General features: G+C 45.4%; 29 protein-coding genes. 2 read left to right on the top strand and 27 right to left on the bottom strand.

The features are described 5' to 3' along the window. Positions 1-4: 4 nt before the first annotated feature. The 18 genes from xseA to ahpC form a co-directional block, all read right to left on the bottom strand. The gene (xseA, locus tag BMW45_RS12515; protein ID WP_092244035.1) at positions 5-1,318 is read right to left on the bottom strand and encodes an exodeoxyribonuclease VII large subunit; all 1,314 of its coding nucleotides are present in this window, start codon (positions 1,316-1,318) and stop codon (positions 5-7) included. Positions 1,319-1,321: 3 nt separating this feature from the next. Then, positions 1,322-1,765, bottom strand: a complete 444-nt coding sequence (gene nusB / locus BMW45_RS12510; protein ID WP_092244032.1) for a transcription antitermination factor NusB — start codon at positions 1,763-1,765, stop codon at positions 1,322-1,324. 65 nt (positions 1,766-1,830) lie between these two features. Further along, positions 1,831-2,739, bottom strand: a complete 909-nt coding sequence (locus BMW45_RS12505; protein ID WP_092244029.1) for a D-isomer specific 2-hydroxyacid dehydrogenase family protein — start codon at positions 2,737-2,739, stop codon at positions 1,831-1,833. 94 nt (positions 2,740-2,833) lie between these two features. Next, a complete protein-coding gene (locus BMW45_RS12500; RefSeq protein WP_025234597.1) occupies positions 2,834-3,619 on the bottom strand; it encodes an aspartate dehydrogenase domain-containing protein in 786 nt (261 codons plus the stop codon). Positions 3,620-3,707: 88 nt separating this feature from the next. Then, positions 3,708-5,054 (bottom strand): sensor domain-containing diguanylate cyclase, encoded by a 1,347-nt coding sequence (locus BMW45_RS12495; RefSeq protein ID WP_092244026.1) that lies wholly within the window; start codon positions 5,052-5,054, stop codon positions 3,708-3,710. Positions 5,055-5,179: 125 nt separating this feature from the next. Beyond that, positions 5,180-5,557, bottom strand: coding sequence for an Asp23/Gls24 family envelope stress response protein (locus BMW45_RS12490; RefSeq protein ID WP_092246424.1), 378 nt, complete (start codon positions 5,555-5,557; stop codon positions 5,180-5,182). A 171-nt stretch (positions 5,558-5,728) separates the two neighbouring features. Next, positions 5,729-6,517 (bottom strand): SpoIIIAH-like family protein, encoded by a 789-nt coding sequence (locus BMW45_RS12485; protein WP_242883008.1) that lies wholly within the window; start codon positions 6,515-6,517, stop codon positions 5,729-5,731. Between the two features lie 15 nt (positions 6,518-6,532). Continuing rightward, on the bottom strand, positions 6,533-7,159 hold the full coding sequence (locus BMW45_RS12480) for a stage III sporulation protein AG (protein ID WP_092244023.1): 627 nt from the start codon (positions 7,157-7,159) through the stop codon (positions 6,533-6,535). Further along, positions 7,107-7,790 (bottom strand): stage III sporulation protein AF, encoded by a 684-nt coding sequence (locus BMW45_RS12475; protein ID WP_242883006.1) that lies wholly within the window; start codon positions 7,788-7,790, stop codon positions 7,107-7,109. The genes BMW45_RS12480 and BMW45_RS12475 overlap by 53 nt, the downstream gene beginning before the upstream one ends. Positions 7,791-7,795: 5 nt before the next feature. Further along, positions 7,796-8,977 (bottom strand): stage III sporulation protein AE, encoded by a 1,182-nt coding sequence (locus BMW45_RS12470; protein ID WP_092244017.1) that lies wholly within the window; start codon positions 8,975-8,977, stop codon positions 7,796-7,798. Positions 8,978-8,994: 17 nt separating this feature from the next. After that, on the bottom strand, positions 8,995-9,381 hold the full coding sequence (gene spoIIIAD, locus BMW45_RS12465; RefSeq protein WP_092244014.1) for a stage III sporulation protein AD: 387 nt from the start codon (positions 9,379-9,381) through the stop codon (positions 8,995-8,997). 8 nt (positions 9,382-9,389) lie between these two features. Further along, positions 9,390-9,584 (bottom strand): stage III sporulation protein AC, encoded by a 195-nt coding sequence (spoIIIAC, locus tag BMW45_RS12460; RefSeq protein ID WP_013273849.1) that lies wholly within the window; start codon positions 9,582-9,584, stop codon positions 9,390-9,392. 10 nt (positions 9,585-9,594) lie between these two features. Then, a complete protein-coding gene (locus BMW45_RS12455; RefSeq protein ID WP_092244012.1) occupies positions 9,595-10,125 on the bottom strand; it encodes a stage III sporulation protein AB in 531 nt (176 codons plus the stop codon). Next, complete coding sequence (spoIIIAA, locus tag BMW45_RS12450) at positions 10,118-11,125, bottom strand: stage III sporulation protein AA (protein WP_092246418.1); 1,008 nt, start codon at positions 11,123-11,125, stop codon at positions 10,118-10,120. Before spoIIIAA ends, BMW45_RS12455 begins: the two co-directional genes overlap by 8 nt. Before the next feature lie 167 nt (positions 11,126-11,292). Further along, complete coding sequence (locus BMW45_RS12445) at positions 11,293-11,838, bottom strand: C40 family peptidase (RefSeq protein WP_242883004.1); 546 nt, start codon at positions 11,836-11,838, stop codon at positions 11,293-11,295. Between the two features lie 25 nt (positions 11,839-11,863). Then, positions 11,864-12,403: a DUF3877 family protein gene (locus BMW45_RS12440; RefSeq protein ID WP_166433344.1), complete on the bottom strand. Its 540-nt coding sequence runs from the start codon at positions 12,401-12,403 to the stop codon at positions 11,864-11,866. A 249-nt stretch (positions 12,404-12,652) separates the two neighbouring features. Beyond that, positions 12,653-14,182, bottom strand: coding sequence for an alkyl hydroperoxide reductase subunit F (gene ahpF, locus BMW45_RS12435; protein ID WP_092244003.1), 1,530 nt, complete (start codon positions 14,180-14,182; stop codon positions 12,653-12,655). 12 nt (positions 14,183-14,194) lie between these two features. Then, entirely contained in the window at positions 14,195-14,758 is a 564-nt protein-coding gene (gene ahpC / locus BMW45_RS12430; RefSeq protein WP_054791470.1) for an alkyl hydroperoxide reductase subunit C, read from the bottom strand. A 431-nt stretch (positions 14,759-15,189) separates the two neighbouring features. Here ahpC and BMW45_RS12425 point away from each other — a divergent pair, with 431 nt between their 5' ends. Together BMW45_RS12425 and BMW45_RS12420 are read left to right on the top strand one after the other, a co-directional pair. Beyond that, complete coding sequence (locus tag BMW45_RS12425; protein WP_092244000.1) at positions 15,190-15,765, top strand: ArsR/SmtB family transcription factor; 576 nt, start codon at positions 15,190-15,192, stop codon at positions 15,763-15,765. Further along, entirely contained in the window at positions 15,758-17,005 is a 1,248-nt protein-coding gene (locus BMW45_RS12420; protein WP_166433343.1) for an MFS transporter, read from the top strand. Before BMW45_RS12425 ends, BMW45_RS12420 begins: the two co-directional genes overlap by 8 nt. Here BMW45_RS12420 and BMW45_RS12415 read toward each other — a convergent pair. From BMW45_RS12415 to BMW45_RS12375, 9 genes are all read right to left on the bottom strand, one after another. Further along, complete coding sequence (locus BMW45_RS12415) at positions 16,977-17,615, bottom strand: DUF1062 domain-containing protein (protein WP_092243994.1); 639 nt, start codon at positions 17,613-17,615, stop codon at positions 16,977-16,979. The two genes, BMW45_RS12420 and BMW45_RS12415, sit on opposite strands and share 29 nt — an antisense overlap. A 127-nt stretch (positions 17,616-17,742) precedes the next feature. After that, positions 17,743-18,027 carry a CD3324 family protein gene (locus BMW45_RS12410; RefSeq protein WP_092243991.1) on the bottom strand — a complete coding sequence of 95 codons (285 nt, stop codon included), beginning with the start codon at positions 18,025-18,027 and terminating at the stop codon, positions 17,743-17,745. Between the two features lie 229 nt (positions 18,028-18,256). Continuing rightward, positions 18,257-18,916 carry a pentapeptide repeat-containing protein gene (locus BMW45_RS12405; protein ID WP_092243989.1) on the bottom strand — a complete coding sequence of 220 codons (660 nt, stop codon included), beginning with the start codon at positions 18,914-18,916 and terminating at the stop codon, positions 18,257-18,259. A 233-nt stretch (positions 18,917-19,149) separates the two neighbouring features. Next, the gene (locus BMW45_RS12400; protein WP_092243987.1) at positions 19,150-20,076 is read right to left on the bottom strand and encodes a DMT family transporter; all 927 of its coding nucleotides are present in this window, start codon (positions 20,074-20,076) and stop codon (positions 19,150-19,152) included. 185 nt (positions 20,077-20,261) lie between these two features. Then, entirely contained in the window at positions 20,262-21,365 is a 1,104-nt protein-coding gene (locus BMW45_RS12395) for an ethanolamine utilization protein EutH (RefSeq protein ID WP_092243984.1), read from the bottom strand. 3 nt (positions 21,366-21,368) lie between these two features. Beyond that, positions 21,369-22,160 (bottom strand): SDR family oxidoreductase UcpA, encoded by a 792-nt coding sequence (gene ucpA, locus BMW45_RS12390; protein ID WP_025234618.1) that lies wholly within the window; start codon positions 22,158-22,160, stop codon positions 21,369-21,371. A 317-nt stretch (positions 22,161-22,477) separates the two neighbouring features. Next, positions 22,478-23,200: a deoxyribose-phosphate aldolase gene (gene deoC / locus BMW45_RS12385; protein WP_025234619.1), complete on the bottom strand. Its 723-nt coding sequence runs from the start codon at positions 23,198-23,200 to the stop codon at positions 22,478-22,480. 99 nt (positions 23,201-23,299) lie between these two features. After that, positions 23,300-24,544, bottom strand: coding sequence for an oxidoreductase (locus BMW45_RS12380; RefSeq protein WP_092243980.1), 1,245 nt, complete (start codon positions 24,542-24,544; stop codon positions 23,300-23,302). 3 nt (positions 24,545-24,547) lie between these two features. Continuing rightward, positions 24,548-26,056 (bottom strand): sugar ABC transporter ATP-binding protein, encoded by a 1,509-nt coding sequence (locus tag BMW45_RS12375; RefSeq protein ID WP_092243977.1) that lies wholly within the window; start codon positions 26,054-26,056, stop codon positions 24,548-24,550. Positions 26,057-26,061: the final 5 nt, after the last annotated feature.

Raw genomic sequence — 26,061 nt, 5'->3', positions numbered from 1 at the left:
CTTATTACCTGTCTCCACGAACTTCCTCCCGCTGGCTGCCAAATAAGCCAGATTCCGCCGGGGCAACACGGGAAACCACCGCCTCCATGCTTCCATCCCTAAGCCTCAGCCCAATTCTGTCACCGGCTTTTACCTGCTTCACGGAATCAATCCGCCTGTCTTTTCCATCAGTTACAAAACCATAGCCGCCTCCCATCCTCTTAAGAGGGGATTCTGCTTCCAGGCGGCTGATGAAAATCTCCAGCCTGTGTCTGTCCCTGACCGCCTGCTTTTCTATCAGCTGTTTTATGTGAAGCTTTTCTTCTTCCGCCCTTGCCCGGTATGAGGCCGTCCTGGACAGAATCAGGTTTTTTAGCTTGTCCTCTATGTCCACAAGCCTTTGCCGGCATTCATGAATGCTGCGCTTAGGGTCATGCAGTTTCAGCTTTAAGGCGTACTGGTTTCCATGAAACCGGTAGCGTTCCAGCTTTCTTTCCACGGTCCTTAAGAGCGTATGACCGTACATTTCCACCTGCTCCTCAAACTTGCTGTAATCAAATACAGCAAGCTCTGCGGCTGCAGAAGGTGTGGGGGCACGCATGTCCGCCACATAATCTGCGATTGTCACATCGGTTTCATGGCCTACCGCTGAGATCACAGGAGTGGTGCAGTTAAAAACAGCCCTTGCCACAACTTCCTCATTAAATGCCCATAAATCCTCAATGGAACCGCCGCCCCTCCCAACGATCAGGACATCAAGTCCCATCTGGTCCAGGGTTTCGATTCCCTTTACTATGCTTTCCTTTGCGCTCTCTCCCTGGACAAGAGCCGGGTAGAGATAAAGCTGCACATAAGGATTGCGTCTGGTCGATATATTTATAATATCCTGGATAGCAGCTCCGGTAGGAGCCGTCACGATTCCTACGGTTGTCCCGTACTTTGGAATCGGTTTCTTATATTCAGGAGAAAACATCCCCATTTCTTCCAGTTCATCACGCAGTTTTTGGAACCTTTCAAACAGATCACCGATTCCTTCTTTTGTGATCTCCTGGGCATAGAGCTGGTATCTTCCGTCCCGCTCATAAACCTCCACGCTGCCCTTTACCACCACCTGCTGCCCTTCCTCCAGCTTAAAAGCAAGACCCTTCCTGTGCCCGGCAAACATCACTGCCGCCATAGACGATTTTCCGTCCTTTAAGGTAAAGTAAATATGGCCGGAGGTATGGTATTTACAGTTGGACACTTCACCCTTAACGGATATCCGGTTCAGGGCGAAATCCTGGGCAAACATATTCTTAATATAGGCATTGACTGAAGTAACGGAATACACACTTGCCATATCTTACACCAGCTTTGCCAGGACTCCGTTAATAAATGCCGGAGCTTCATTCCCGCCGTACTTTTTAGCCAGTTCCACAGCCTCATTGATGGCTACTTTTTCCGGCACATCTTCATCAAATAATATCTCAAACAGAGCCAGGCGTAGTATCGTAAGTTCAGCCTTACCCATACGTTTTGTCTTCCAGCCTTCGGCTACTTCGTTGATCTTTGAATCCAGTTCAGGGATTCTGACCATAACGGACTCTGCCCTTTCTCTTAAATAAGCAGCATTTTCTTCACTCATATCCACATCATGGATGATCTCTTCTACACCCTCGGCGTTTAAATCATCCTCTTTTGGTTCCTCAAAATATTGAATAAGCTGCCCTGTCTTCTCCTCTGCTGGATAAAAATCCGCACAAAAGAGCATTTTAAAGCAGTGTTCGCGCATTTTACTTCTGGTCATTTCCCATGGTCCTCCTATTGGTGATTTTCTGGACATTTGGAATTATTATACCTTACCAGGGTTTTTTATACAATAGAAACTTTGCTATTCTCCAAAAACCTCCGGATATTATCAAGCACTTTTTCGCTCAAAATTCCAAAGGCCTGCCTGGTTCTCCCTGCCGAAGCATTGACACAAAACACCATGGGATGTTTTAAAAGCTCCCCGTCTCCTGCTGCTCCTGCCGTATCGCAGGCAAACCGGTTGTCCCCGGCATCCAGCCAGTTTTTCAAATCTTCCGGTTCAAAGGCAGGTCCAATGGACGTATTAAACAGGATTTTTCCATTTCCCAGCTTCTGGAATTCTTCTTCGCGCAGAAGGATTACATTCTTATTTAAGCAGGTAAATACAATTTCGCTGCTCTCTAAAAGCTCTCCTAATGGACGATATCCGATTCCTTTTTCCTCGTATTGCGGTTTTCTGCTCCTGCTGTAATAGGTAACATCTGCACCAAGAAACTTCAAAGCATTGGCGATCATGCCTCCGGAAACACCCATTCCAACGATTCCTATCTTTAATCCGGTAATCTCTACCGGCATATCCTTCCACATGGGCCTGTCATATCCATGAAGAAAGCGCACCAGTTCACAGATCGCATATTCCACCACTCCAACATCGCCGTAATCACGGATTCCCATAACTGTAATCCCATGCTGTTCTGCGTAAGCAATGTCTACATTTGCGCTCTCCTTTGAATAAAGGCTGCAGCACATCCCCACATATTTTATTTTAGGACATCGTTCAAAGACATATTGACTAATCCTGGATGTATAGCTTAAAAGCACTCCATCCGCATCTCCGATTCTCCTTATGATCTCTTCGTCATCACAGGGAATATCCTCGTACATCACCACCTGTTTTGCATATTGGAAAAGCTCTTTCTCCGCTTCTTCTACCAGACTCACCGGCTCTATGGCAACCAACTTCTCAAACAACTTCTTATCCTCCTGTCAAGCTATATTCACAATCCGCGACTGCCTGCTCACAGTGTGCCCCGCTCTACCGGGCATAACCGTATAACAGCTATCGTTAAAATACGATTGGTGACACAATATTCTGCAGGACAGCCACTACACTCCAGCCGGCAATGGCGCTGGTGCTTGAATAAATATCCACAACAGCCTTTACGCCTTCAATTTCCGCAGTGATCTTATGGTCATCCCCAATCATTCCCGGAACGCTGTGAATGTTCACCCTGGTTTTATCCGGTCCCACAGTTGCCAGGGAAGACGCTACCGCAACATTCACCTTTGTAGGAAGTAGTCCGATCGCCTCTTTTGCATTGCCGTCAAACACCATGGTGCTTTCCTTATCGGTCATTAAATGTTCCTCAAAAAGAGGTGTATACATTAAGGATTCAGGACCTTTTCTTGTCTCAATTCCTGCTTTCGCCTCTCCCATGAGAGAAACCGTACGAAGCACGTCAAAGCCGCCCACCGCTCCTGAGGCGATGTATACCCTGGTATTATGTTTTACGGCCGTGGCCTTCACTCTCTCATAAAATTCTTTATCCGCAAAGGCGCCAATGGACAGCACGATGAGATTACATCCATTTGCCAGAATCTTCTCCGCCATGTCTCTGACGGAATCCCCAGATGCCGCCTCAGCGATGTAATCCGGTTTTAATTCCAGCAGTTCATCGATCCCTGCGCAGGAGCTGCAGCCACTTTTCTCTGCCAGGGCTTCTGTCTTTTCCTTTGTCCTCCCAACGATTCCCACCAACTCATACTCAGGCAGTAAACCATCGTTCCATGCTCCGGCAATAATTTCTCCAAGATAACCGTTTCCAATAATTCCAAGTCTAAGCTTATTCATGCTTTTCTCCTTTTAGTAATTTTAAAAACATTAAACTTCATTATACCTGAAATCAAAAGGACTTTCAAGGAGTGCAGGACCCCAAGACTCAAAGCTGGAATGCAAACTGATTTTTCCCTTTTCCCTTAGCCAGATATAATGCCTGATCCGCCCGTCTCAATATGGCATCGTATTCTGTCTCATGTTCTCCTACCAGGGTGATTCCGATGCTTGCATGTATGGTTCCGGAGGCGTGAAATGCATTTAATATCCGTTTCGCAATGGCTTCCGGCTGTTTCCTTCCGCTTAAGCCGTACAGCCAGATGCAGAACTCATCTCCGCCAAAACGGACAATCACATCCTCTTTTCTTGTACAGGCGCTTAAAATCTGTCCTGCCTGGGTTAGAACCAGATCTCCCTTATGATGGCCGAAGGTGTCATTAATTTTCTTGAAATCGTCAATATCAAGGAACATACAGGCATAAAACCTCTTTTTCCCTCCGCCTTTCAGTCTCTGTTCCACCAGCTTTCTAGCTGTTTCTCTGGTATAAACGCCTGTTAAATAATCCTTTTGCGCCCGCTTCGCTTCCTTTTTCCGTAAATAAATAATACAAATAATAAGAAGAACTGTACAGGACACCATAACCGTTGAACTTGCAATAAAGACTTTTGACAGTTTTTTGATCTTGTAAAGAGCGCCATCATAGCTTTCTGTTTTCACCATGGAAGCCACCATCCAGTCTTCAACTCCCGCAGGCTGATAATAAAGAAGCTCCCTGCTGCCCTTGTAATAAAAGGAGACATATCCAAAGCCCCCGCTCGCCGCAGTCTTTTTCATCTGCTCCAAAGATTGTTCGTCTCTAAATTCCATGGTTTTGAGTATATCATAAACATTGGCATAAGCATCATACCCAGGGCACGTGGCCACCAGCTCTCCGGACCTTGTGAAAACCAGACTGGCACCATATGGGCTTAACTCTGTACTGTTTAAATACTTCCCCAGTTCTTCAGCGGTATACTCCATAGAGACCAACCCCTTTGCTTGTCCCTCCCTAACCACCGGAACGGACAAAGCGATCCCTGACTGACCGTTAAAGCCATTGGAGGGCAGCCTGGAAATGCTGTTTCCTCCCTTTACCCCCTGGGATTCATGGATCCCGTAATACGTAATTCCCTGCCCGCCTAAAACTCCAATTTCCGGTCCCTCCGGCAGATCACCATAAGCAGAGAATGCCTCAAGCACTTCAAACCTTTCCCGGATCATTCCCCGAAAATAGGTAAGTGCTTCGTCATTCTCCCTTTTTAAATCCTGGTAAGTCTGTTCTACCAGACTTTTTTCCACCTCTTTGAAGTAATAAATGTTTAAGGCGAATATCCCTATAATTACCGATACCACCAGACCAAACAATGTCATCACCCTCAGCGAGTAGCGGTCTTTCTCCTTATCAGCCATCATATATGAAAACACCTGTCCCTTTATAAATCCCGAATCATATCCTTACAGCATTTATTCTTTTGTACACAAAGAAAAGCGGGGGCATGAACCTTTTCCCGGTTCGCCCCCGCGATAGACCTTTTCATCTATTTATTCTCTTCCAATGCTACACCGGCAATCCGGATGTTTACATCCAGGACCGTTAAACCTGTCATGTTCTCAATGGCGTTCTGCACCTTCTCTTGAACCTTCTCACTGACGGTAGGTATGCTGTAACCGTATTTGATGTTTAAGGATAAATCCACCGATACATGTTCTTCTGTCAGCTCCACCTTAACGCCCTTGGATAAATTTTTCATGCCCAGCTTTGACACCAACTCATTGGTGATGTTGCCAGCCATGGAATCTACGCCTTCTACCTCGGTTGCTGCAAGACCTGCAATGATGGCCACCACATCGTCCGCAATCTGTACTTCGCCAATTTTATCTTTTTCATATACCTTGTGAGTATTTCTGCTTTCCATTTCTGCCACAGCAATTCCCTCCTATACTAATATTTATATACTAATGAATCAACTGGATATGCAGGCATATCCGCCTGATTCAAAAGCGGGGGGTTGAAAGATGTTTTTTCTTCCGGCCCTTTAGGTTCTGGAATCATTATAGCAAAACTGTCCACAGTTTGCAAAGGCTTTTTACTCTTCCAATTTCATAAGAGTGATTACGATGCTTTCCGCTCCCACTTCTGTTTTTCTCTTTACGATGTCCTCAATTTGAGCCCGCTGAGGATCTGTAATGCTGGAGGCATTGATAACAACATCCACTTTCCCGCTGGAAATGCTGACCACCGGATCTGCAAATCCTTTGGCAAGCAGCAGAGTTTCCGCTGCATTTTCTTTTTCAGCAATAGCTGTCATATCAATCATTTCCTGAATGGCCTGCTGTTTTGCTGCTTCTTCAATGTTTGGATTGTTGATCAGGTTCATTAAGGTTTCCTTATTCTTTGCCCTTACCTGCTCCCGATTTAACTGTACGCTGGATATGTATTCTGATACGTTCATTCCGCTGGTAAGCACCGCTTCTCCAGGGTTGTCAAGGCCGGTTTTTGCCGCCTGTGTCTCATTTGCCGCTAAGTCTACCGATCCATCGCTTTGTAAAGCCGCATCGGTTTCTCCTGCCGCCAGTTTATCAATATCCTCTGCATCCTGGTCAAGGCTTGCAATATCCTGATTTGTATCACTGCCGGTAAGGGACTGGTTTTCCGCTAAAATATCTTCTTCAGAAATATCAGTCATTCCAGCTTCATAGACGTCTGTCCCGGAAGCGGCCTCCTGCTTTCCTGCATAGTTTAAATATCCAGCAGCAGCTATCATAACGGCTAAGGTGGTGATAATAATCTGGTTTCTTCGGAAAAGTTTCTTCATATCCATTTTCTTTGGGGTTCTAGGGACTTTGGGCTCATTGCTTGTTTTCCAACTTCTCATACATGACACTCCTTTTTATTCCACCCTCTTTAATACTTTAATTTTATGTGGGGGCAGGTTAAATAATGCTTCCATGGCACCGGAAATTTCAGCTTTTACCGTAGGACTGCCACCGCCCTGGGCACTGATGATGATTCCTTCTATTTCCGGACGTATCTCTTTCTCCACAATGGGAGCTGTATTTTCTCCTGAACCGGTCAGAATAGTGTTTTCCTTGCGATCTGCGCTGGTGAGCTTTCTGGTTCCCCCGGAGCTGTCCTTTTCCTCAGTAGATGAATCCGAACTGTCCTTATCGACTCGGAGTACCTTCTCTTCTGAGGATTTCAGTACGATCATTACTTCTACCTGACCGACCCCATCCACGGTTTTTAGGATTCTCTTCACCCTCGCCTCCAGTTGTTCCTCATAGGTCCGGTCTGCTCCTGCCGCAACAGCCGCTTCCCCATCTGCTGGCTCTGTCACAATACCTTTTTGCAGTGCCGTCTGGTTTTTGCTTTCTGCTGTTTTCTCTACCCTGGCAGCCATACCCGAACCGGAGGGAAATGTAAGGATCAGGATAATCATTCCAACCGCCAGCAGGATCAGCCATTTATCCTTTCCCATCTTCCATTTGAATTTCAATATCCTGTTCCTCCAAATCATAATATTCCGCAATCCGCCTTCTAAGACCAGAAAGCCGTGAATTTTCTTCCTGCTTCTGTTTTCTCACATCCTCTAGTCCCTTATCATCAGTCTTTTCCGGTTCAGAGCCGGCTATTTTCACTTCTTCCACTTCCTGTACCTTTTTTACCGGCGGATTTCCATTACCGGAAACGGCAATATCTGTTCCCTCATCTCCAGTTCTTCCCGGGGACAGAACCAAGGTCACCCGCACGACATGGCCAAAGGTACTGCTTGCCTGATCCTGGTTAATCTCCGCCCTGGATTCTCTGCAGGTAAAGCCGTCGGTCTCAGCCATGGATTTTAAATCCGTTCCAACCGCCTCTTCATATCTGGTAATCATGCTTTCCAGCCTTTTCCCTTCCATTTCTGAAAGCTTTCCTGTTAACTCCCCGGCTTCCTTTTTAAGGCTTATTGACTCAAAATAGTAAGCCAGCGTATCATCAAGCCTTAAGCCCCCTGTAATGGGCTTTAATACCAGAAGGATCAGTACCATGCCGGCAAATAATTTTATGTATTTTTCATATTTTTTATTTGGCAGGAGGTTTCCCACCACAGTTATAAAAATCAGGTAATAGGTTATATTGCGTATCCAGCTAAACAATTCTTCCATGCCACTCACCCGGTATAATAGGTCACATTGGTAGAAGCGCATACAAGCGCTATAGTAACAACAAAGAGGATCACTGCAGAAGCCGCTACAGACAGCAGCATTTTGTGGCCTTTGGCCATTTCTGAAATACAGGAAACAATCCTTTTATCACAGACCGGCTGCAAAAGGGCTGCAACACACTGGTATAAAACCATCAGCACTGCCAGTTTAATCAGGGGAATCACGGAAAGGATAAGAAGTACGATAATGCCGGCTGCACCAATGGTATTTTTTATAAGTACCCCGGAGCCTAAAACCATTTGGGCAACCGAGTTGACGCCCTGGCCGATTCCCGGAATGGCTCCGATCAGCTTCTGAATGGCTCCCGTTTTCATGGAATCCACATAGGGCAGAACCATGGACTGTATGAGATGAAACCCAAGCACAACTCCCACCAGGGTCTTTAAGCTCCAGGAAACCACCTGTTCCAACAGTTCCGTAAGCTTTGAAAGCATTTCTTCCTTTGCAATGTGGCCTGCCATGACCAAAAGAGCATAGACTCTTATGAGTGCTAAAAGTACCTGTCCCAAAAGCCACTGGGCGGCAACAATGACAAGCAGTGTGAACTCATAGGAAGCCGCCGCCGATGCACTGCTTCCCGCAAATGCCGCCGCCAGGAAATAGGCAGGCATCAATACCTTGGTAAAATCCAGAATCTGCCCCACCACATTTCCCGTAATGGTCACGCTTGTAAAAAAGCTGGCCGCCAGATAGGTAAACAGAAGCAAATAGGTGACAAAAAACCCGGTTTCTGAAATCTGACTTCCGGTAAATACACTGGAAAAGTTGGAAAACACCGCCCCAATGATCCCCAGCACCATGATTTGTCCCATCATATGCCCGCTGTTTCTTACCTCCCCCACCAATAGATCTTTTAACGCTTTTCCGACTTGTCCCATGACCTCGTTTAATTTTCCATCCATCAGATCTTTCATAAGTTTTTTAAAAGATAGATTCAAGCCCTGGTTCTCCTTCGACCGATCCAGAAAATTCTGGATATCCGTTAAATCATACTGATCCAGGTCTAAATTTTCCGCCGGGATGGATGCTTCCTTACCTGATGATGTTTCCGCTCCCAGGCTGTCCTTACAAAAAAACAGCAGCATTAAACTAATAAGGCACAGCAGGAAAAAGGCGGTTCTTTTCATAGTCCTTAACCCTCCCGTCATGATAAAAATACCTGCAGTGTCTCGATCAGCGCAAGGAGAATGGGCATGCTGACCGCCAGAACGGAAAGCTTTCCAAATATTTCGATCTGAGTCCCTACGGCTCCATATCCGGCATCCTTGCATATCCCCGCGGCAAATTCTGCGATATAGGTAATTCCTATCATCTTTACCAATGTGGTTAAATAGACGCTGTTAATCTTAATATAGGTCTGGATTTCCTTCATCGTATCCAGAATGGTGGTGAGCTTTCCCATGCCGTAAAAGAAGATAAAAAAGCCCGCCGCCATGACCAGATAGGTCCCATATTCCCCCTTCATCCCCTTTAACGAAACCGCTAAAAGCACTGCAACGATTCCTGTTATGGCTATGGTCACTACGGTCATACACTCACCTACAATGCAAACAGATTTTTAATGGATTCAAATAACTGATAAATATAAGGCACCAGCCAGAACAGTACCAGGATCAGCCCCGCAAGGCTTGTTAAGAATGCCTGTTCTTCCCGTCCGCTGTGTTTTAAAACCTGGCAGATGACGGAAACCAGGATTCCAACTGCTGCAATTTTAAAAATCAAATTGACTCCCATGCGATCCTCCTTAATACATTACGATTGTTAGGAATAAACCGCCCATGATACCCAGGCTGGTATAAAGGCGGCTTTTTTCCTGCTTATGTTTTCTCAGATAACCGATTGTTAAGTCCAGCTGTTCCAGATATAAAAGGATATTCCGCTCCTGCATGTCCATGTCCAGGTAACCCAGATGCTCCCCCAGACCTTTTAAATTCTGTTTGTCCTCTTTGGACAAGCAGACCTCCCTGGGAAGCTTGTCAATCTCCTCCTGCCAAATGGTATAAAAGGTCTCTCCCTGTTGTCCGGAAAGTCTTTCCGACACGCTCTCAAACAAAACACCGATCTCTCCCCCAGCCTTTCTGCCGGTCCGTTCAAAGGCCTCAGTCAGCGGAGAATTGGCATAAACAATCTCGCCTTTCAATAAAAAAATCATTTTTCTAAGCTTTTCTACAGTTCTTAAATGCTCGTTCCATTGGGCCGCCATAAAAAATCCAAGGCCTGAGCATGATATAATGACCAGTAGAGCTCCTATTATCCGCAGCCATGTATTATCCATAAGCTATGCACTCCTGCCTGTCCCACCGTATTCCCATCTGATGTACCTGCGCCTTGTAGAGCTGCGTTCCCCTGGAATCATAGATCTGGTCGATGTTTCCGATCCTTCCTAAGTTGTTTAAGACCACATACCTCTCAAAGATCCGCTCCTCCACCAACTTTCTTAGAATCGGCTTCTGCTTTAAATCATCTATAGAGTTTCCGTGAACCGTGGCAATCAGCTTGCAGCCGCAGTTCATTACGTATTCCATTGCTTCCAGATCCTCCCTGCTCCCGATCTCGTCCACGGCGATCACTCTTGGGGACATGGTTCGTATCAGCATCATCATTCCTCTTGCCTTGGGACAGCAGTCCAAAATATCGGTACGGATTCCAAGTTCATTCTGAGGGATCCCCTGATAACAGGCCCCAATTTCAGAACGCTCATCAACCACACCCACGGTAAGGCCTGCATGCTCCTCAGAACCGTTGGAAACCTGACGGATCAAATCTCTCAGCAAAGTGGTCTTTCCGCACCTGGGAGGGGAAATGATCAGAGTGTGATAGATTTCTCTCCCTTCCTCATAAAGATAGGGCAAAACCTCAGAGGCGCAGCCCTTCACCTGATGGGACAGCCGGACGTTGACAAAAGATATGTATTTCATGGTCTTAATTCCAGATTCGTCTAAAATGGTCTTTCCTGCGATTCCGATCCGGTGTCCTCCCTGAATGGTAATAAACCCCTGCTTCATCTCTTCTTCAAAAGCATAAAGAGAATAGTTACTCATGTACTCCATGGTTTCCTTAAGCTCATTTTTCGAGACGATATAGGCATCCTTTCCTTCCTTATTCAGAGAACCCCTAAGAGTCACATAATACTCCTCATTCCGGTATATCATTAAAAGAGGAGCTCCTACCCGGAGCCTGATTTCCTGAACCTCGTCAAAGTTAATTGTTACCCGGTTTAAAATTTCTCTTATGCTCCTGGAAAATATATTGATAAGCTCGTCTTTCCTCTCCACCTTCATCCCTCCTCTTACCTCAATATATGTGTAGTGGGACAAATTATGACTGAAAAACTTCTGACTTCCTGAAAGGCATTCCGGCACGCTGCTGCATAAAAAAAGAGCTTATTCCCGATGATTCTGACGAAGCATCTGAATAAGCTCAAATATAATCTTATTATTATTTAATTCCCTAATATTCTTCTGACTGAAACAATTGTCATAAAATCCACAGAGGATATTTTAATCCCATCCTTTGGGCCGCTTGCATGGATCAACTGATTCTGCCCTATGTAAATACCGGTATGTCCTATGTAATATACAATATCTCCCGGCCGGGCATTTTCGATTCCGCCCACATCAAATCCAGCTTCTCCCTGGGCTTCAGAGGTCCTTGGGAGGCTTATGCCAAATTGATTATAAACGCTTAGCACAAATCCGGAACAGTCGGCACCTGATGTAAGGCTTGTCCCGCCATATACATAGGGGTTTCCAAGAAACTGTTTTGCAAAAGCCACAACCTGTTCTCCTGTACCTGTGTAAACTTCCGGCGCTGACTGGGAAAAGTCTTTCCCCCCGCCTACTCCAGGGCCAATCTGCTGCTCAAAGGGCGGCGGAGCCACAATGGGAATTACCGCATTGGCGGCCATATCTGCTTTGGCAGTAAAACTATTAGCGGCCATAAATACCAGACCTGTAAACAGGGTTGCGATCCACCTTTTTCTCTGCATTGTTTTTTCTCCTGATATAATATCGTTATATGCCCATATCCGCTGCATCTTCGGATAAGAACCTGTGGTATGTGGCGTGATTTCTATGAAATTTAATATAGTACCGGTAATTATCTATTGAGGAATCCTCAAAAAATATAATGTAATCGAAATCTTCTTCCTGAGATTTTATACAGATAACCTTACCGTCGGCGAATTTATGAAAAACTTTCAGGATCTCATCCAGGGTCGTATTGGGTTTTTCCACGGTTTCAATGAATTCTTTTAAGAAGCCATTGTCTTTTTTATGGTAATATACGTATTCAATACCTTCCTGGGGAATCTCAAAGCAAAAGCGTTCCTGACTTTTTGTGATCCTGATGTCTCCCAGTCGCTCCTTCACATATTCCTTAAAACCTTCCATGGCTGCTCTTGTTTCCTGTGGAGAGCCTTCGTGGATTTTCAGGATGTTCACCAGAGCACGTTCTGGGTAATAGAAGCGAATTGGTTCTTTTTCGTATCCTAATTTTATCTGTACTTCTTTTATGGAATTAATGAGCATCTGCTCTAGTGCACGATATTGCATTTTTATCACTCCAGTCATTTTCCAGTCATGTCCATATAAAATTATACTGTTACAGATGGGACATGTCAAGGTTTCGGGTAATAACTCAAAAAATAGCGCCCCTGCTCTTGGTAAAGTAAGGCGCTATTTTCAAGCTATACATACCGACGGCCAGGCTTAATCCAGCTTTCGGCTTGTAACCAGAGAGTAAAATGAAACTCATGAAACACACATAAACAATGGGTTTCATGGGTTTCACCTTACTCAAAGTCAATTTCGAATTAAATAATCAAAAGCACTTAAAGCTGCGCTAGCTCCGGATCCCATTGAGATCACTATCTGCTTATAAACGCTGTCCGTGCAGTCTCCTGCTGCAAAAACTCCTGGTAAACTGGTTGCATTGTGGTTATCAACAATAATCTCACCAATGCGGTTGCGTTCAATAGTATCCCCCAGCCAGTCTGTATTGGCTATAAGACCGATCTGAACAAATACTCCTTGCAAATCCATATGATGGACTGCTCCGGTTTCACGTTCCATATAGGTGATGCCGTTTACCTTATCAGTGCCGGTAATTTCTTTCGTTTGTACATTCTTTAAGACTGTCACATTAGACAGACTGTAAAGGCGCTTCTGTAGTATGGCATCTGCTTTCAGCTCAGGCATAAATTCAAACACCGTTACATGACTGGCAATTCCCGCAAGGTCAATAGCGGCTTCTATGCCGGAATTACCGCCTCCAATTACTGCCACCTGCTTTCCTTTATAAAGAGGTCCGTCACAATGGGGACAATAAGCAACCCCCTTGTTCTTAAATTCCTCCTCACCCGGTATCCCGACATTTCTCCATCGGGCTCCTGTGGAAAGGATTACTGCCTTGCTTTTTAAGACAGCGCCGTTTTCCAGTTCCACCTCAATGAGTTCTTTTCTTTCCAGGCGCCTGGCGCGCTGTGCACTCATAATATCCACATCATAATTACTAACATGCTGCTCCAGAATTTCTGCTAATCTGGGACCTTCGGTATATCCGACGCTGATCAGATTCTCAATTCCCAGCGTCTCTCTTACCTGACCGCCGAAGCGTTCCGCAACAATCCCTGTGCGTATGCCTTTGCGCGCCGCGTAAATGGCTGCACTGGCTCCCGCGGGACCGCCTCCGATTACAAGTATATCATACGGCTCTTTCTTCTCAAACTCTGACATATCAGGCCCGCTGCCTAATTTTCCAAGAATCTCTTCCAGTGTCATGCGCCCGCTGCCAAAAAATTCACCATTTAGTAAAACCGTTGGCACAGCCATAATATTTTTGCTCTCCGCCTCTTCTTTAAAGGCGGCACCGTCAATCATCGTATGGGTAATGCCAGGATTTAAAATGCTCATAAGGTTAAGGGCCTGCACCACCTCCGGGCAATTATGACAGCTTAAGCTGATGTAGGTTTCAAAATGGTATTCGCCCTTGATACTCTTCACAAGGTCAATTAGTTTACCGTCAACCTTGGGGGCTCTTCCGCTTACCTGTAAAAGAGCCAGTACAAGAGAAGTAAATTCATGGCCCAAAGGGATGCCTGCAAAAGTGACCCCAAAGTCTTCTTCCATTCGGCTAATGGTAAAGCTGGGTGTTCTGGGCAGTTTTACCTGTTCTGTCTTTATTCTCGGTGACAGTGCGGTCAGCTCCTCCATCAGGACCATCATGTCGTTTGATATACTGTCAGATCCTGTGCTGATTTTAATCAGCACATCGTTTTCCAGAAGCTGGAGATACTCAGCCAGTTGTTTCTTTATTTCAGCATCCAGCATCATAATCTTTACTCCTTAAATTTTTCCTACTAGGTCAAGGCTTGGTTTCAGTGTGGCTCCGCCCTCTTTCCATTTTGCCGGGCAAACTTCACCAGGATTCTTTCTTACGTACTGGGCAGCCTTGATCTTATCAATAAGAATGTTTGCATCACGGCCAATGTTTCCGGCATTGATCTCTACCGACTGAATGATGCCGTCCGGGTCAACAATAAAGGTACCGCGGTCCGCAAGTCCATCTGCTTCGATCAGTACATCAAAATTGCGGGAAATTGTATGAGAGGGGTCTCCAATCATAACATAGGTCAGCTTACGTATAGCCTCTGAATTGTCATGCCAAGCCTTGTGGGTATAGTGAGTATCCGTAGATACGGAATAAACTTCCGCTCCCAGATTCTTAAATGTCTCATAATTGTTCTGCAGATCTTCCAGTTCTGTCGGGCAAACAAACGTGAAATCCGCAGGATAAAAGCAGATGATGCTCCACTTGCCCTTAAAATCTTCCTCTGTGACCTCTACAAATTTTCCGTTGTGATAAGCCTGCGCCTTGAATGGTTTTACTTCGGTTCCGATTAATGACATAATGAATTACCTCCTATGATTTTTATATTTTGATTTAATGTTAACTTATCAGGATTTTCCGCTGTTTCTATGGGCGGAAACTGTACTTTTTTCCGTGGAGGCCAGGCCCCCTCGAAAACAGCTGTATGGCTGCGTGTTGGTTCTGATATATGGAAAGCGAAATAAGAATATTCGCTTCACCTTATTGATAAATAATATCAGTAATAATTATCATTATCAACTACGCTTATAATATAATATTATTCCCTGATTGTCAAGAGGCTTTTCCAAAAATATCAATTCTTTTTAATTCTTTAATCAATACATAGGATATGTAATTGCGAAACTTATAAGACCTTTCTTGTTTTATACTTAATTTCCGCTTGACGTTACACATTTTGTAATGTTACAATATATGTAATGATATCGCAGGGATAAGGAGAAAAAGGAATATGAATAAAATTACGTTATCTACAAAAAAGGAACTGGAAATCTACATGAATCCTGTTAGGCAGAAGCTTCTTAGATTATTGGGACGGTCCAAAATCCCCATGACACCCAAGCAGCTTTCAGAAAAACTGGAGATATCCCCTTCCAGTGTCCAGCATCATATTAAAAAACTAAGCTCGCTGGGAGTCGTGGAATTGGATCATACAGAAATGATCAACGGAATTACCGCCAGATATTACAAACCTACCTATGTCAATGTCCAGATTGGACTGGATCATCCCGATGAGAACAATATGCAGAAGGAAGTTCTGGTACAGGAACAGATTGCCGGAACCTATGAGGGATTTCTGGCTCAGAAAAAGAAGTATCTGGAACGGTATGATTCCACCGATCCGGAAAGTACATGGAATTTAGGAGATATCTTAACCGGTGTCATACATCTGTCTGAGGGAGAAGGCAAAGAGCTTTTGATGATGATCACGGATTATTTAGACCGGCACGCCATTCCTTCTGCAGAAAAATCCCCCTGGGAATATGCGTTTATTCTATACAATGCAGAGGAGAATCCTCATGAGTAATGGAAAGCAGCTGACTATTTTTCTCAATTATGTATCCTTGGGAATCCTTCTGCCGGTGCTGAATTTAATTCTTTTAAACCGTGGAGCCGATCTTAAGACTCTGCCGCTTTTGATCGCTTCCTATTCTGCTGCGGTGCTTTGCTTTGAACTGCCCAGCGGAATCTGCGCAGATTTATACGGACGGAAGACTGTTTTCCTTATTTCCGGCGCATGCCAGATCCTGTCTCTGATCCTGCTGCTGTTTGCTGACAACTGGATTTGGCTGCTGTTTTACATTCTTCTTAATGGGATCAGCAGAGCCTTTTCTACCGGAAGCCTGGATGCCCTCATCGTGGATCAGGCTCTGCAGGAAAAGGGAGAAGCTTGTCTTCCTGCAATAGCTGCCCGCCTTGGGATTCTGGAAGAAGCCGGGCTTGCGGCCGGCTGTATCCTTGGCGGCTTTCTTTCCTGTATAGGAGATTCTTTCACCGGAAATATATTGACCCGAGGCGTATTTACAGCAGTTACCTTCATGCTCTGTCTGTTTTGCATCCGGGAGGATAAAATCTGCGGCCGCCGGGGAGAAAGGATTCCCCTCGCGAAGCATGTAAAGAGAGGCGTAAAAATAGTCCTGTCGAAACAGGACTTTCCTTTGATTCTGGCAGGTATGCTGTTTACCGGTTATTTCCTTATCTCCATTGAAACCTACTGGCAGCCGGCTTATCTTAAGATTTCAAATCATACGGAAGGAACCTGGGTTTTGGGTATACTGTCCTTTGCCGGATTCTTACTGGCAGCGATGGGAAATTCCTTCTGTCAAAGGCTGCTGAAGAAATTTCCCGGCCGCCAATGGCGGATTTACAGCATCAGCCGGTTATTCCTTGGCTGCGCCCTCCTCGTTCTGGCTCTTCATAAAAATGTATGGCTCTTTATCCTGGGATACGGTAGTATTTATCTCCTCCTCGGAACCGGAAGTGTAGCTGAAAACACCCTGATCAACCAATATACTCCAGGGTATTTCAGAGCAAGTGTTCTTTCTTTCGGTTCTTTTCTTCTGCAGGCAGGCTCCATGTGTGCGTCCTTTTTTTGCAGTCTGTTTGTAGACCGGATTGCCATATCTGGGTTATGGCTGACTGCGGGAGTATTATTGATCGGATATACCGTTTTTATGACTTTGTTTCTTCTGGCAAAAAGGACCGGATCCGGCGAGAAAAAGTTAGAAAAGCAGGACTTTAAATCATATGATACTGAATCATTTTAAACGCTTCCTCCTGTTTTGAACGGCAGGCTTCCTTTTTTATCTGCAGAATCATCTTGTCCTTGATTTTTCCTTTGGGAGACAATACCTGTCCGCCGCTTAGAATCAGTCCGTCCTCACACCATTTCTTTATCCTGCTTCTGGATACGGACAACTGCTGCATTAAAAAAATATCTGCCCTCAAATCAAATCCAGGCGGAATCCTTATCTCGATCTCCATGGCATGATCCTCCCCGCAGGGTAATGCAGTATCAACAGCAGTCACGTGATATTCCGCCTTTGAGGCAGCGGCTTCTGCCTTGTTTCTCGCAAATAAATCCCTGTCATTTCCGTATTTTGCCGCCAGATCAGGATCATTATTTAAAAATCCCTCATATTCTTCTTTCTCCAGGCGGCCGGCCTCCGCTCTCTCCCATATGGTCATATTCCAGGAGGTATTACATTGTCCGCACCGGTAAATCATCCAGACATCTATGAGGCGGCCATTGGCATTGACCCTGAATTTACCGCTGTTTATAAATTCCGTCTTTTTCCCGCATTTCGGGCATCTTCTTATGATGGTTGGAAGCTGGTCCGGCGTGACGATCCATTGTTTTCGTAAATTTCGATTCATGTTCTTTCTCCATTTTTACAATTGTTTCTTTCAACAACTGTAACACGCCCTCATTCTTTATCCCACCTCATACTCTCTTATGAAACAAAGAAAAGGCGGCGCACCATTTTCTTACAGATGCGCCGCCTTATTCTAATTTCATATTTTTCTTTTCCTGAAGTACGATCCTCTGGATGCTTTTCTCGGACAGATAATAGCGCTCCGCCAAAAGCTTCACGCATATGCCGGAAAGGTAATCCTCATAGATGGATAAGTCCCGGAGCTTTCTTTCCGCTCTGGCACCTGTCCTCTGACCCCAGGTTCTTTTATTTTCCTGTTTTCTGGGGATATAAACATACTCCCCGTCTATATAATTCTGAATTAATTCCACCAGCTCTTCCGGTAAAATCTCATTCGCTTTCTGATAGCGCATCGCTGCCTCCCAAACATATTTTTACTGTCAGGAATAGCAAAGGCTATACAATTACTTATTTATTTTAACTGCATAACCCGTGCTACGCAGCTTTTGAGGGTTCCATCATAAAAAAGCTCGCCTCCTTAAATAAACGCTTATCTTGCAACATAATTATAACCATTCTATCACATAAAAGATCATTGTAAACCTCATGTTTGATCCAGAAACGTATTAGAGCATCAGATGGTCAGTTTTTTATGACAATGCCAAGATACTTTGCCAGTTCCGCCGCCTGGTATAGGTCCACCACAGCGCCCTTTATCTCCGCACAGTTATCAGACATTACCAACCCCTGTATGGTACTGTTAGTAAAATCCATTCCTTTCATCATGGTTTTAAAAAAACTGGCATTTTCCAGATTTGCCCGGTTCCATTCAAACGCCTTGCAGCGGCACTGGGTCAGGGATCCGCCCCGGACCTGGGAATCGGTAAAACGGATGTGCTCCAGCCTGGAGGAATCGAAATTGGCATAGTTGAAATTGCAGTCTTTTATTACGGTATGGAGCATGGTATTCCCGCAGAATTTTGTTCCCATCCCCTTTGAGGAAGAAAATTCCGCCCGGTTAAAATAGCTGTCCTCAAAATTGCAGTTGGATATGTCGCAGGCCCGGAATGCTATGTCAGTAAATTCTCCTTTATCAAAGCTGCAATCCTGAAATATGCAGTTTTCAAATATGACGGCAGAAAAACGCATGTGGGAAAGATCTTCCTCCGTTACATGAAGATTTCTTATTAGAACATCGCTTACCGCTTCCTCCTGGTCTTTCCTGCGGTATAATTCATCCACATCTTCCAGAACAAAATCCATCGCCTCCGGAAGGATGGGGGTAAGAAGTTTCTGGCTCATATGCCCTTTCCTTTCATATCTTTATTTATCCTGGGCATACCCGGCTGTTATTCCTTTCCATGCCCGGCCGCCTCTTTTACTTCAGCCTCTTTATCATTTGACGGCTGCAAACAAAATGATCTGTTCCTAATATTACCAGACTACCAAGAGACTTTCAAGTTCATATGGATCAAAACATCAATACAAAAACTGCCAGCAAAAGTACCACAGGCTGGCAGGTAAAAACCATTTCGTTACGGGTTAATAATCTCTGATTTTTTAGAAAAGGATACAATCATGCTGTTAAAGATCATACCAAACACAATAAACGATATGCCGAGAATTCCCAAATCATCAGGCCGGGAATCCCCAAGAAGCCAGATGCCTCCCAGCAAGGTAAATATGACCTCGCCCGACTGTGTGGATTCTATCACAGCAAGCTGTTTATGGTTCGACTTAACCATATCGGTGGCTTTAAAAAACAGCAACGTTGCGATCACTCCGGAAAAAACCGCGACACAGAAGGATTGTACCGTCTGACTTACAGAAGGTACCCCGGCATTTACCAGACCGAGTACCGATAAAATGAACCAGAAGGGAAGACTGCATAACGTCATACCATAAGTCCGCTGGATTGTAGATAGCTGGTCCCCGCTTGCCTCCATGATCTTTCTGTTTCCCAAAGGATAGGAAACAGCCCCTACAAGAATAGGAAGCAGCGTCATAAGGGTTATTTTAATATCCAAATCTGCAATATTATGTACCTGTAAAAGAAAAACTCCGATTAAAATAAATCCTGATATACATAAATTTTTTATGGGTATACGCTTGTGGAATACAGGAGATAGTAAAATTCCCATTACGATTGTAACCTGCCAAGATGCCGCAATCAACCAGGATTCTCCATAATCGGCCGCGTAAGAGATCGGTGCGTAAAAAAGACCAAATCCTACGGTACTCCATATAAGCCAATTTAAAAGATTCTTTCTTATAACTTTATGGACTTGTTGAAACCCGTGCTGTTTCCCCACGATCAAAGCCAGAATTGGAAAGGTAAACAGATATCGGAGGCTTGCACTCCATATCCAGCTTCCACCGGACAGATGCATGCTACGGTTCAGCACAAATGTAAATGCAAAAAAGAAAGATCCGATAATACCAAATATAAGTGCTTTTTTCATGTTTTTCTACTCCATCATGTCATCATCAGGTTCTCATCCTGTCCGGCTTAAATTTGATATACAGCATCTCTAAGTTCAGTGCATGATTATAAATCATTCATGCTGCTCTCCATCTATTACGTACGATGAGTTTTTTCATCATAGCATACACCTTAAGCAAAGTAAATATAAAAAAATCCATGAGTTCAGGCGGAAGGTCTAACAACGCTCTTCTTCGGGCTCATCCCAGGCAGAATAGAAGCCATGGCTACAGCCAGAATACCGCCTGCCATTTTTCCGCAAACCATGGCCAGGATCCGATCCGGTGCAACAGCGGAGCAAAAGCCCAGATGATCCCCCAGGGTAAAGGCGGCGCAGGTGGCGAAGGCAAAGTTTAATACCTTTCCTCTGTCATCCATATCCTTCACCATTGCCATCATGGGGACATTATTGGCCAAGGTGGACAGAAAGCCTGCCATAGCGGTTTCATTCACCCCAAGATACCCGCCGGCTTTCTTTAGGGGCTTTAAAAGTCTTTTGCGGATCCATGCCATCATGGGATAAGCTCCTGCCAGCATCACCGCGATATTTCCAAGGATGATAAAGGAATCCTTTAAGGGAGCCATGCCTTCCACCACAACGAACCCGGTCACTTCCTGGACACATGCTGTAATAAGGGCCATGGTAATGACTGCCACCACACCCTTGCCAAACCACACAAAGAACCGAATGGTTTTCTGGGGGAAAAGAAACAGGCCTGCTGCCAGAACCAAAGCAAACGCCAGAACCGGAAGCAGATTCCATAAAACGGTTCCGGGAGGAAGCCCCATCATCAGTCCCCCCACAAAGCATCCGGCAGGAAGGGCGATAAGCCCTGCCATTGTCCCCATAGCCATGCAGCCATAGTCCTCTTTCCTTATAATCGATAAGGCCACCGGCACGCTGAACGTGACCGTTGCCCCCAGCATGGAGGCAACGATAAGGGAAGCGAAATCGGCTGCCGCTCCATCGGAAGTCATGGCATGGGACAGGGGGTAACAGCCCGTATCAACCGGTATCAGTAGCGCCGGGGCCATGGCAGGATTTATTCCTGCCTTTGCCGCCAGAGCTCCCACTCCCCCGGACAGCCACCGGGCCAGCAGGGGGGACAGGCTGGTAAGCCCTGCCATTGTTAAGGCCAGGGGACCCAGGGCATGGAAGCCGTTTTCAAATTCTTCCCCAAGGCCCAAACGGTTGCCTGTGATTTTATCCAGACCGCCTGCAAGCAGAAACAAGGCCATAAGAAGCACAATTCCCTTTGAAATGATCATGAACTACACCCCGACACTGACACTTTCCGGCAATGTGCTTCCCCCATCAATGACCGTCTGGGTGCCAGTCAGATAGCTGGATTCATCTGATGCTAAAAACGCCGCCAGTTCCCCCACCTCTATGGGAGCCGCCAGCCGTCTCATGGGGATCGCTTTTGCCATCTCTGTCAGCACAGACTCAGGATCAGTGGGATTCGACTGTTGTGCAATGCTCTCTGCCATAGGTGTACGCACATATCCAGGACATATGGCATTGACACGGATGCCGGATCCGGCAAATTCTACTGCAAGGGATTTTGTGAACCCTACCAGGGCTGCCTTTGACAGTGCATACGCTGTTTCACCAGGGTCAGCTACCATATCCCCTGTTACGGAGGACATGATGACGATCCGCCCATCCTTTCGCTCCACCATTTCCGGAAGCACAGTCTGGGTCACGTTCCACACACCCTTAATGTTGATATCAATATGGAAATCTCGGTCTTCCTCGCTCATATCCAGGAAATTTCCCAGTCTGCATACTCCTGCATTATTCACCAGGATATCAATATCTCCCATTTGACGTTTGCCTTCTGCAACCGCAGCCTCAACTGCCTTTAGATCCCGGACATCCGCCCGCACCGCCACACAAGAAGCTCCCTCTGCCTTTAGCTCCTCTGTCAGTCTGTCTACATCATTAGAAATATCCAGAAGGATGAGCTTTGCACCATGTTTTGCAAACGCCTTAGCAATTCCTTCCCCAATGCCTCGTGAAGCACCTGTAATCAATGCGGTCTTACCTGTAAGTTTTCCCATTGTTTTCATTCCTCCTTATTAATCGGATATTCGCAATCCGCTGCGCTGCTTGCTCATAACCTCATAGCTGATATCGCAGCTTGTCAGAAGGGGTTTGCACTCCTTCTGACATATTATGCCCTGCTTTATCGGGCACAAGTAAGTCCACCCACCACTTATGCCTTTCCAGAATTGAAGTGGGGGACTTACCTGATGAGGTTAATAAAGCATTAGGCTGTTGCAAAACTATGATATATGCGCTTTCTTTCAATCGTATTACTTCTTATATACAATATCAGGCATATTCAGTTTATTTTGCAACAGCCTCTCATCAGCTTTTAATCAATTGTTGACATATCAATATCGTGTCCCATTGCAATCACTTCCTCGATGATCTTTATTGCATTGCTTAAGCCGATACCGAATCTGCATGCTCCCCTCTTATACATTCTAAGAAGTGTGTCTAAATCCCTGACTCCGCCTGCAACCTTAATCTTTGCACGGTCGCCTACGGTTGCCTTTATCAGTTCTACGTGATGAAGGGTTGTAGGATTCTGGGAGAATCCGGTTCCTGTCTTGACATAATCTGCGCCGCCTTCGATACAAAGCTCACTGGCTTTTATGATTTCTTCATCCGTTAAGAGCATTGCTTCAATGATTACCTTTAAAGAAGTACCCTTAGTAGCTTCACGAACTGCCTTGATATCTTCAAGTACCAGGTCATAAAGTCCCGCTTTCAGCCAGCCTACATTCATTACCATATCATTTTCCACCGGATTCAGCTTCATAAACTCATGAGCCAGGTATACTTTTGTTTCTGTGGTTTCCTGACCGGAAGGGAATGCAAGGGAGGTACCGAAAGCAGTATTTGTTCCCTTTAACAATTCCACCAGCTCAGGGTAATAGCAGGGCCAGCAGAAGCAAGAGCCAAAATCATACTTTTTACATGCTTCTACCATGGCTTCCACATCTTTGATTGACGTATCCAATTTCAGTACACTTGGGTCCATCATGTAAGCAATATCCTTTGCTGTCAATACGTCTTTTCTTAATTCTTTCATTTTCTTTGCCTTTCTTTGTATGTAATTTTTTTAGATAAACGGAATCATGGATCAGCCGGATTCTTTGGGAATTCCGGGATCCCATATAACTGCCAGACATCAGGTATGCAGCTCTGTCAGTTTTCCCATGGTCTTACGAATGTCCACAAACCGCTGGGTGTAAGGTTTATTAAATGCCACACAGCCGACCGGCTGCTGACGTATCATCAACTCTTCACAGTTCATGCACTGGGTACAATACTTGATCTCATGTTCCCGGCCCTCCTTAAGCTTTAAAGGAGTAAGCGGGTCAGCAAAGGACTGGCGCCCTAAACCTACCATATCCATCATGCCGTCCTCAATGCATCTGGCTCCCATTGCAAACAGGGAGGATTTCTCCGGTTCAATGGACAGAAGCTTGTTCTTTCCTCCGCGGAAGGATGAAAAATGGGAACCGATTACAACTGTTTCCGGCTTCAGCGCTTTCTTCATTAAATCTGAAAAATAAATATGCAGATATGAGAAGTAAGGATCATTGGTGGCTGCTTCCATAAAGCTCATGCTGCAGTGGACATTGCCTAAGGATTCCACAAAATAGGAAGCTCCCATTTTCTCCAGCCCCTGAATTAAATCGATGGGCTCTGTCATATCCATCAGCGGAGAGTCCGGACCTGCGGAACCAAAGCCTCCCGGGAAGCCTTCCCACATGGACATTTTGGAACCAATCAGGAAGTTTTTATCAAAATTTACCGCTTTCTGGATTTGTTCCATGAGATCATATGCAAAAGCGGAACGCCGTTCCCAGGAGCCGCCGTATTTCCAGTCCCTGTCATTATAAGGTCGGATAATCTGGGAACCTAAGTATCCATGACACAGCTTCATGTCTACGCCGTCTGCACCCACATTCTGACAGATCTTTGATGCCAGGGCAAACTGGTCCATGATATTTTCTACTTCTTCCTCTGTCAGGATGTCGCCGCCCAGCCCGTACATCGGTTTCACACAGACCCTTCTGGAAAACTCCGGCACGCTGATCTCTCCTGAGTGGGTCAGCTGGAATACAATCAGTGCATCGGGATTTACTTCTTTCAGTCTGCGGATAAATTTTTCCAGGGCTTTTTCATTGCGGGGCATGATCTCCAGCTGGGTCTTTCTGGCGCGGCTTTCATTGGTAACCGTGATCGCCTCTAAATCTACCAGACCAAACTGGCCTTTATACAGGTTTTCATACCGCTCATAAGTTAAGTCCGTTGGATTTCCCTCTGCATCAGAATCCACGCATTCCATGGGCTGTGCGAAGAACCGGTTTTTACACTCTCTGCTGCCGATCATGACCGGCTGAAATAATGTCTCTTTGTATCCCATAAGTCAACTCTCCTTTTTCCGTATTTCGCCGCTGGCAAGCTTCATAATATTTTCTTCCGTATAATCTTCATGAGTAATTTCCCCGGTCACAGTCCCCTCGTGCATTACGATCATGCGGTCTGATACTGCCATGATCTCCGGCATTTCGGAAGAAATCATGATGATACTGACTCCCGCATTGGCCAGCTGGTCCATCAGTAAGTAAATTTCATACTTTGCCCCTACATCGATTCCTCTGGTGGGTTCATCAAGGATCAATATCCTGCATTCCGATGCCAGCCATTTGGAGAGCACCACCTTTTGCTGGTTTCCTCCTGAGAGGAATTTACAGACTTTATGAATATCTGGCGCAGCAATTTTTAACTCCTTCATATACTGGTTTGCAAGCTTTACTTCTTCTTTTCCGCTTACAAAGCCTTTGGTAGAAACCCGCTTTGGGGATGCAATTGCGATATTGTCCTTAATTGTCTGGTTTAGGAAAAGCCCCTGGGCTTTCCTGTCCTCCGTGGCAAATCCCATGCCAAGTTCCACCGCCTGACAGGGGTGGGTCATATGCACCGTCTGACCAAAAAGCTTCATTTCTCCGGAGCAGATTTTGTCCGCCCCGAATATGGCACGCATAACCTCCGTTCTTCCAGCACCAACCAGACCGGAAAATCCCAGGATCTCCCCTTTATGAAGCTGGAAGGATACATTTTGAAACTGTTCCCCGCATAAATTGCTGGTCTCAAGCACCACTTCCTCTGAATGTACCCGGCGTCTGGGCGGAAAGGTATCTTTTAGGTCCCGGCCAATCATCTTTCCGATGAGCCAGTCCTTATTCACATCCGCAATATTCGCGCAGTCTACATAAGCACCATCCCGAAGCACCGTGATCCGGTCACAGATTTCAAACAGCTCCTCCAGCCTGTGGGATATGTAAATCACCGTGATTCCATCCTGCTTAAGCTTTCTCACAATCTGAAACAGAACATCAATTTCTTTCTGGGTCAGACTGTCCGTAGGCTCATCCATAATAATGATTTTTGCATGATAGGATACTGCTTTTGCGATGTCAATCATCTGCTGCTGTGCAACGCTTAGGCAGCGGACCGGAGTGTGATAATCCGGGATGGTACCGGCACTCACATAGTCCAGCCATTTTTTTGCAAACTCTTCTTCCTCTTTTTTCTTTATAAAATGGTTCTTATGAATCTCATGACCCAGCATCAGATTCTCGACCGCATTTAAATCAGGGACAAGGCTTAACTCCTGATAGATGATGGCAATTCCCTTATCAATGGCATCCTGTGGGTTATGAAAATGCGTTTCTTCCCCAAAAATGCGCACAGTTCCACAATCTGCCTGGTAAACCCCGGACAGAACCTTCATAAGGGTAGATTTTCCTGCACCATTTTCTCCGATGAGAGCGTGTATCTCTCCTTCCTTTACCTTTAAGTCCACATGATTTAAAGCGGTCACTTTGGAAAATGTTTTGGTCACGTCAAGCATTTCCAATGCGTATTCGCTCATATGCT

Origin of the sequence: Lacrimispora sphenoides (assembly GCF_900105215.1) — a bacterium.
GTDB lineage: Bacteria > Bacillota > Clostridia > Lachnospirales > Lachnospiraceae > Lacrimispora > Lacrimispora sphenoides_A.
This window is presented reverse-complemented; position numbering and strand designations above follow the sequence as displayed.